Origin of the sequence: Microbacterium sp. ZW T5_45 (assembly GCF_044987415.1) — a bacterium.
Taxonomy (GTDB): Bacteria; Actinomycetota; Actinomycetes; order Actinomycetales; family Microbacteriaceae; genus Microbacterium.
Window position 1 is genome coordinate 78,966 of record NZ_JBJDRJ010000015.1, and the last position, 6,690, is coordinate 85,655.

Below are 6,690 nucleotides of genomic sequence, written 5' to 3' on the forward strand. Positions count from 1 at the left end.
CCTGCAGAGGACCCGCGAATCGCACAGGACCCGCGAATCGCAGAGCACCCGCGACCCGCACACGACCCGCGAATCGCAACAGCCCTCAGTAGTAGCCCGGGTACTCCTCGAGCTTCTTCTCGTACGCCTCGCGATCGTCGTCGCTCAGCACCGCGTTCGCCATCACGAACAGCTGCAGACCTTCGAGCGGCTCGCCGGTCCGCGCGCTCTGCGCCTCGCGCGCGGTGCGCTCGCTCCCCGTCGGATCCTGCGACAGATCGGTCATCGTCGCATAGAAGCGCATCGGACCGTCATAGGCGGAGGTGACCGACTCCCACGAGTGCTGCGTGCGCGGATCCTCGCTGCCGTAGAGCTTCGCGATCGTCGCCGGATCCATGTTCGAGCCGACCGGATCATTGAACGAATAGAGGCTGTACATGCCGTGCTCCACGACGATGCTGTCGATGAGATCCAGCACCTCGAGCTTGCGGTCATAGTCCTGGATCGGCTCGGTCGTCGCCCACGCCGCGGTGCGGTACTCGTAGAGCATCGACTCCCCGCCGTAGCCGTTGCGCTCCGGACGCAGGTCGTCCTCGCCGACCTCGACCCACTCGTAGCCGTACGTCGCGGTCAGCTCCTCGCGGATCTCGGCGAACAGCGCATCGGCATCCGCCCTGATGTCCTCGACCGACGGCTGGTACAGAGCGGTCTGCGGATCCTCGCCCTTGATGCCGGGGTACGCCTCCTCGTGCTTCTGCTCGTCGCTCTTCATGCCGTCGTAGGTGCCGGTCGCCGACGACTGCAGCGCAGCGATGCCGCCGACCGTGGCGACGTTGAACAGCACGGCGATCACGAGCGCGATGCCGCCCAGCATCCGTCCCCGTGGCGACACCATCGCCGCGACGATGACCGCGACGACGACCAGCTGCAACGCCAGCATCGTGACGCCGTACAACACGTCGGTGCCGCCGACCATCATCGTGATCAGCAGCACCAGCACGAACAGGATCGAGACGCCCAGCGCCACCCGACTGAGGATCGACGACGACGGGCGCTCGTCCTCGGGCGCGGATGCCGTGAGCGGGAGGAAGTCCCGAGCGACGGGCTGCGGGGCGACGGGTGCCCCCTGCTGCCGACGTGCGTTGCGATAGCCGCCGGGCGGCGGCACGGGCGGCGCGCCCTCGGTGCCGGCGATGTACCGCTGGCGCTGCTTCTCCCTGTCCATCACCATGGCTTGTCCGTTCCCGAGCCGCCCGGCTGATCGCCGTCGTTCTGCTGATCGCGCTCCTGCGTACCCTGCTCCAGCTTGTCCTTCAGGTCGTCGAGCTTCTCCTCCGAGGGCTGCGGATCCTGCTCCTGCGGATCCTCCTGCTGCTCCTCAGGATCCTGCGGTTGCTGCGACTGCTCCTGCTGCTTCTGCTTGAGCCGGTCCTCGGTGCCGTCCTGCGTGTCCTCCATGTCGCGCTCGGAGTCGGAGGACTGTTCCTGCGCCTGATCGCTGCTGCACTCCTCCGGGGTCTCCGTCGTGATCGTCAGCGCCTCGCCGTAGAACTCGGCCGCCGCCGCAGCGTCGCCGTCGGCGCTCGCGGCATCGCCCTGCCGCTCGATCACGAGCGCGAGGTTGACGCGCACCGTGCAGACCTCGAGACCGTGCGCGAGATCGAGCGCCTCCTCGAGCTTCGCCCTCGCCTCGGGCAGACGCTCGGAACCGGCCAGCGCGGTGCCCACGTTGAACGGCGCCTTGTACGGCTCGAACACGTTCAGGAACTCCTGCCCACGCGCCGAGGACTCCGCACCGGCGTAGTCGTCGACGACGTACGCGCTGATCGACTGATGCGCGAACGCGTACATGCTCAGCAGCTTGCCGACGAACAGCAGCGCTGCGAGCGTGAGCGGCAGAGTGCCGATCGCGACCCACCGACGGATGCGGCGGCGGCGACGATTCGAGGCGAGCAGAGCGGATGCTGCAGCCTGAGTGTCGGTCATGAGGCACCGCCTTCGGTCGTTGAGCGAGGAGCGGAGCGACGAGACGAAACGTCGTCGGTCATGAGGCACCGCCTTCGGTCGTTGAGCGAGGAGCGGAGCGACGAGACGAAACGTCTTCGGTCGAGGAGGGTTGCGGGGCCGGGCGTTTCGTCTCGCTACGCTCGCTCAACGACCGGGGCTCGGTCGAGGGCCGGGGCTCGCTCAACGATCGGGGCTCGCTCAACGATCGGGGCTCGCTCACCGACCGGGGAGCCCTGAGCAGCCGCAGTCGCGCCACCAGCATGGTCGCCCTGGCGAGCTCGACCCCCAGCAGCACCGCCACGACCAGCGCGGCGATCCAGTACAGCTCGGTCGCATTGCCGACCTCGCCCGACTCCGAGAACGATGTGGTGGTCGACGGAGCATCGGGCAGGGTGATCTCGGCATCCGCTGTGCGGTGCTGGTACTCGACGCCGAGCTCATCGGCGATCGCCTGCAGGTTCGTCTCGTCGATCACCGACAGCGCGTTCCCGCCCTGGTACTGGATGTACCCGGCATCCGACCCGTCCACCGCACCGGTGGTGAGCTTCATCGGGCCGCCCTCGGCGGTGCCGTAGCCGAGCACCGCCCCGGCATCCGTCAGGTCCGCACTGCTGTCGAACGACTCGGGCGTGCTGCCGTCGGTCTGCTCGCCGTCACCGAAGTAGAACACCATCCGGGCGCGGTCGGGCGACGCCTCGGCCGCCGACGAGAGGGTCTCCTCGAGCAGCGAGCTCGCGATCCCGACCGAACTGCCGCGCGACTGGCTGGTGACCTCGGGCCGCAGCACGTCGAGTGACGACACCAGTGCCGTGGTGTCGGTGGTCAGCGGCATCCGCAGGTCGGCGGATGCCGCGAACGTGATCAGTGCGAAGCGCGCTCCCGGGTACTCGTCGACGATCGATCGCACGTCGGCGCGCACCCCGTCGAGACGGGGTTCGTCGCCGTCCCAGTCCTCGGCGACGATGCTCGCGGTGGTGTCGACGACCAGCACGATGTCGGTGTCGGTCGCGAGGGTCTCGGTGGTCCCACCGGGGATGCCTGGCCGCAGCAGCATCACGAAGCAGGCGAGCAGCATGACCAGACGCATCGCCCACAGTCCGCGATGCGTCGCGACGCTGCCGGACGCCGGCCTGCGCACCATCGCCATCACGGCGACGACCGCGACCGGGACGAAGAACAGCAGCAGCAGGAACACGTTGAGCACGGGCTGGAAGATCACAGTCGCACCCTCCAGGCCACGAGCACGAACCCGAGCGCCACGATCATCAGCACGACGATCCACAGGTTCGGACTGTCGCTCCAGACGACCTGGGCCTGTCCCTTGAGCTCCGCGGCCTCCTGCTCCTGCACCTGGGTGACGATGTCCTCGACGGTCGTCGTGTCACGCAGGCCGTAAGCACGACCGCCGGTCGCGGTGGCCGCCTTCTCGAGCTCCGCGCTGACCGCCTCGTCCTTGCCCTCCACGGGATTCAGCGTGAACACGCGCACGCCGTTGGCCTTGGCATAGGCGGCGGCCTCATCGAGCGTCACGATCGAGGCGCCGTTGATCTCGTTGTCGGTCGCGAGGATCACCGAGCGCGAGCGCTCGTCGTCGGGGTGGTCGAAGGCCATCGAGCAGGCCGCGAGCCCATCGCCGATGAGCGAGGCGCCGTCGCCGTTGAGCGTGCCGACCCAGTGCTCCGGAACCGCATCGAGATAGTCGAAGCTCTCGCGGATGCTCTGCAGATGGCCCTTCACGAACTCGTAGTCGTCGGTGAGGGGGAAGATCTGCACAGGAGAGCTGTTGAAGATCGTCAGCCCGATGCGCTCGCCCTTGAAACCGTCGAGCAGCTCCTCGAACACGGTCAGCACCTCGACGTCGACCTCGCTCATCGAACCCGACACGTCGAGGCAGAGCATGATGTCGCGACTCGTGTTGACGGGCTGGATAGTCTGCGCGGTCTGCGGTCGGGCGGCCACCACGCCGGCCGCGATCACCGCGACGGCGCCCAATGCGAGGATGCCGGTGAGCCCCAGCACCCGCCGACGCAGTGCGGAGCGGAAGCTCGGCAGCGCCCGGAGACGCTCGGCGCGCGCGACGCGCGCCCGTTCGCCGGCATCCGTCCGCGCCCGTGAGCGCAGGCCGAGGACGAGTCCGATCGCGGCGGCGACGACGACCACGCCGCCGGAGACGAGGATCATCCACCACATCGCTAGTGCCATGTGCGCACCACCGTCCTCGCGGCCTCGGCGCCCGCGGCCGGGTCGATCGGGGGTCCGGGGCGGAAGATGCTCGGGTAGTAGTGGCGGCCCATCGCATCGATGAGCGCTGGGTGCACGCCGCGAGCGACGAGGTCGTCGAGGGCGAGCACCGGCGCCTCGATGCCGCTGTATTCGTTGACGAAGGTGCGCACGACGCGACTGAGTTCGAGGTTCGCGTTGCGCGCCGACAGCCGGCGTTCGCGATAGTCGGTCTCGATGAGCTGGATGCGTTCGAGGTACTCCACGCGCAGCTGCGACAGCACGTCCATGGTGAGCACCTGCGGACCTGCCTGGTCGGTCTCGAACGAGGTCTTCCCGCGGCGCGGTCGCGTGAGCAGCACGAGAAGCCAGGCGCCCGCCACGAGCGCGAACAGCAGGCCGAACGCGAGCAGCAGCCACCAGCCGGAGTACTGGAACGGCGGGTAGAGCTCGTCAGAGCCGGGCATGAGACCTCCGGTTCAAGAGCTGCAGCAGCTGCGCGACCGCATCGTCCTGCCCCGTGAGCACCGCGTGGCTGATCTCCAGACTCCGCAGCGTCTCGGCCAGCCGAGCGGCATCCGCCTCGGACTGCGCCATCAGCTCGCGCACGATCTCGGCATCGCCCTGCACGAAGTCGGGCACGTCCCACATCGTGTCGACGTCGCTACGCACCGTGTTCGTCGTGTGATCGAGCACCACGTCGGCGTCGCGCACCGTGAGCCACAGCACATCGTGCTGCACGCGCAGCCGGCGCAGCATCCGCTCGGTGTCGTCGGTGATCGGCGCCTCGTCGGTGACGATCACGACGATCATGCGCCGCGAGATCGTGCGGGTGATGTACGAGAGCAGGGAGTCGCGGTCGCTGGGAGAGGTGCTGGCGTCGACCGCGTGATCGATCGTGCGCAGAGCGTGTTCGAGCGCCCCCTCGCTGCGGCCGGGAGCCAGACGACGGATGCCGTCGGCGTCGCCGTAGACGGTGGTGAAGTCGTCGCCGTGGCGCAGGGCCAGCACGCCGAGCACGCCGGCCGCGAGGATCGCGAGTTCCTTCTTCGAGCGCTCGTCGTGCGCGAGCGCGGTCATCGAGCGGCCGGTGTCGACGGCGAACATGATCGTGTGCATGCGCTGCGCGCGATGCCGCTTGACCAGCGGAGTGCCCTGGCGGGCGGTCGCCCTCCAGTCGATGTCGCGCACCTGATCGCCGTACTCGTACCTGCGCAGGTCCTCGAAGTCGAGGCTGCGCCCATGCAGCAGCGACGCGTACGCACCGTCGAGCGCGTGCAGCGACTTGCGCGACGAGTGGATGAAGAGTTTGCTCTTCACCTGGGTGATCAGGCTGGGCATCGTGTGCTCAGGGTGTGGGTACCGCGGCGAAGATCTGGTCGATGATCTCCTCGCTGCGGATGCCCTCGGCGTCGGCCTCGAACGTCAGCAGCACGCGGTGGCGCAGCACGAGGTGGCGCAGCGAGCGGATGTCCTCCGGCAGCACATGGGTGCGGCCGTTCAGCAGCGCGAGGGCGCGCGAGGCCTGCAGGAAGGCGATGCTCGCGCGAGGGCTCGCACCGTACTTGATGAAGCGCGCACGCTCATCGCCGATGTACGGGGCGGGGTTCCGGGTGACGTACGACAGCGAGACGATGTAGTTGCGGATCGCCGGATCGACGTAGATGCGCGAGGCCACATCCTGCAGCATCCGCACGTCGTCGAGCGTGACCGCGCTCGACACGTGGCGGTCGGGGTCGAGCACGCCGGAGTCGATGCGACCGAGGATCTCGAACTCCTCGGCCGGACTCGGGTACTCGACGATCTCCTTCAGCAGGAAGCGGTCCATCTGCGCCTCGGGGAGCTCGTAGGTGCCCTCCTGCTCGATGGGGTTCTGCGTCGCGATCACGAGGAACGGCTTCGGCAGGTGGTGGATCTCGCCGCCGATCGTGGTCTGGTGCTCCTGCATCGCCTCGAGCATGGCGCTCTGGGTCTTGGCGCTCGAGCGGTTGATCTCGTCGAGCAGCACGAAGTTCGCGTGCACCGGGCCGAGCACGGTGCGGAACGAGCCGGTCGCCGCGTCGTAGATCTGGTTGCCGGTGATGTCGCTGGGCAGCAGGTCGGGGGTGCACTGGATGCGCTTGAACGACGCCTTCACGGTGTCGGACAGGGTGCTCGCAGCCGTGGTCTTCGCGAGGCCCGGCACGCTCTCGAGCAGGATGTGCCCGCCCGCGATGAGCGCGATCAGCAGGCTCATGCGAAGGCGCTCCTGGCCGACCATCTTGGCCGAGTACGCGTCGGAGATGACCTTCAGGATGCCGCTGGCCCGGGCGATCTCGTCGGCCGACGGACCCTTCGATGAGGAGGGTGCGGGTGACGTGGATGAGGCGCTTGCTGCTGCCGGGGCGCTGCTGGCGGGGGCGGCGGATGCGGCGTTGGCTGAGGCGGCGGCGGATGCTGCGGCCCGCGTCGCCGGTGCCGGGGATGCCGGGGACGCCTGTGCGG

Annotated in this window: 8 protein-coding genes; 1 reads left to right on the forward strand and 7 read right to left on the reverse strand. The window is 68.6% G+C overall.

Going from position 1 to position 6,690, the window contains the following annotated elements; translation table 11 throughout:
• Window positions 1-85 precede the first annotated feature (85 nt).
• Genes ACI3KS_RS10070 through ACI3KS_RS10100 form a run of 7 tightly spaced genes read right to left on the reverse strand, consistent with a single transcriptional unit; the run spans window position 86 to window position 6,442 of the window.
• On the reverse strand, window positions 86-1,210 hold the full coding sequence (locus tag ACI3KS_RS10070; RefSeq protein WP_404917804.1) for a hypothetical protein: 1,125 nt from the start codon (window positions 1,208-1,210) through the stop codon (window positions 86-88).
• Window positions 1,204-1,965: a hypothetical protein gene (locus ACI3KS_RS10075; RefSeq protein WP_404917806.1), complete on the reverse strand. Its 762-nt coding sequence runs from the start codon at window positions 1,963-1,965 to the stop codon at window positions 1,204-1,206. Before ACI3KS_RS10075 ends, ACI3KS_RS10070 begins: the two co-directional genes overlap by 7 nt.
• A gap of 58 nt (window positions 1,966-2,023) precedes the next feature.
• The gene (locus ACI3KS_RS10080) at window positions 2,024-3,205 is read right to left on the reverse strand and encodes a vWA domain-containing protein (protein ID WP_404917808.1); all 1,182 of its coding nucleotides are present in this window, start codon (window positions 3,203-3,205) and stop codon (window positions 2,024-2,026) included.
• Window positions 3,202-4,188, reverse strand: a complete 987-nt coding sequence (locus tag ACI3KS_RS10085; protein WP_404917810.1) for a vWA domain-containing protein — start codon at window positions 4,186-4,188, stop codon at window positions 3,202-3,204. The genes ACI3KS_RS10080 and ACI3KS_RS10085 overlap by 4 nt, the downstream gene beginning before the upstream one ends.
• Entirely contained in the window at window positions 4,179-4,673 is a 495-nt protein-coding gene (locus ACI3KS_RS10090; RefSeq protein ID WP_404917812.1) for a hypothetical protein, read from the reverse strand. The genes ACI3KS_RS10085 and ACI3KS_RS10090 overlap by 10 nt, the downstream gene beginning before the upstream one ends.
• Complete coding sequence (locus ACI3KS_RS10095) at window positions 4,660-5,547, reverse strand: DUF58 domain-containing protein (protein ID WP_404917814.1); 888 nt, start codon at window positions 5,545-5,547, stop codon at window positions 4,660-4,662. Before ACI3KS_RS10095 ends, ACI3KS_RS10090 begins: the two co-directional genes overlap by 14 nt.
• A 7-nt stretch (window positions 5,548-5,554) precedes the next feature.
• The gene (locus ACI3KS_RS10100) at window positions 5,555-6,442 is read right to left on the reverse strand and encodes an AAA family ATPase (RefSeq protein ID WP_404917816.1); all 888 of its coding nucleotides are present in this window, start codon (window positions 6,440-6,442) and stop codon (window positions 5,555-5,557) included.
• Between the two features lie 46 nt (window positions 6,443-6,488).
• Here ACI3KS_RS10100 and ACI3KS_RS10105 point away from each other — a divergent pair.
• A partial coding sequence (locus ACI3KS_RS10105) for a hypothetical protein (RefSeq protein ID WP_404917818.1) occupies window positions 6,489-6,690 on the forward strand: 202 nt, incomplete at its 3' end.

Coding starts and splice junctions, on each gene's coding strand:
- ACI3KS_RS10070 (WP_404917804.1), bottom strand. CDS start 1,210: ATGGTGATGGACAGGGAGAAGCAGCGCCAGCGGTACATCGCCGGCACC.
- ACI3KS_RS10090 (WP_404917812.1), bottom strand. CDS start 4,673: ATGCCCGGCTCTGACGAGCTCTACCCGCCGTTCCAGTACTCCGGCTGG.
- ACI3KS_RS10085 (WP_404917810.1), bottom strand. CDS start 4,188: ATGGCACTAGCGATGTGGTGGATGATCCTCGTCTCCGGCGGCGTGGTC.
- ACI3KS_RS10075 (WP_404917806.1), bottom strand. CDS start 1,965: ATGACCGACACTCAGGCTGCAGCATCCGCTCTGCTCGCCTCGAATCGT.
- ACI3KS_RS10100 (WP_404917816.1), bottom strand. CDS start 6,442: ATGAGCCTGCTGATCGCGCTCATCGCGGGCGGGCACATCCTGCTCGAG.
- ACI3KS_RS10095 (WP_404917814.1), bottom strand. CDS start 5,547: ATGCCCAGCCTGATCACCCAGGTGAAGAGCAAACTCTTCATCCACTCG.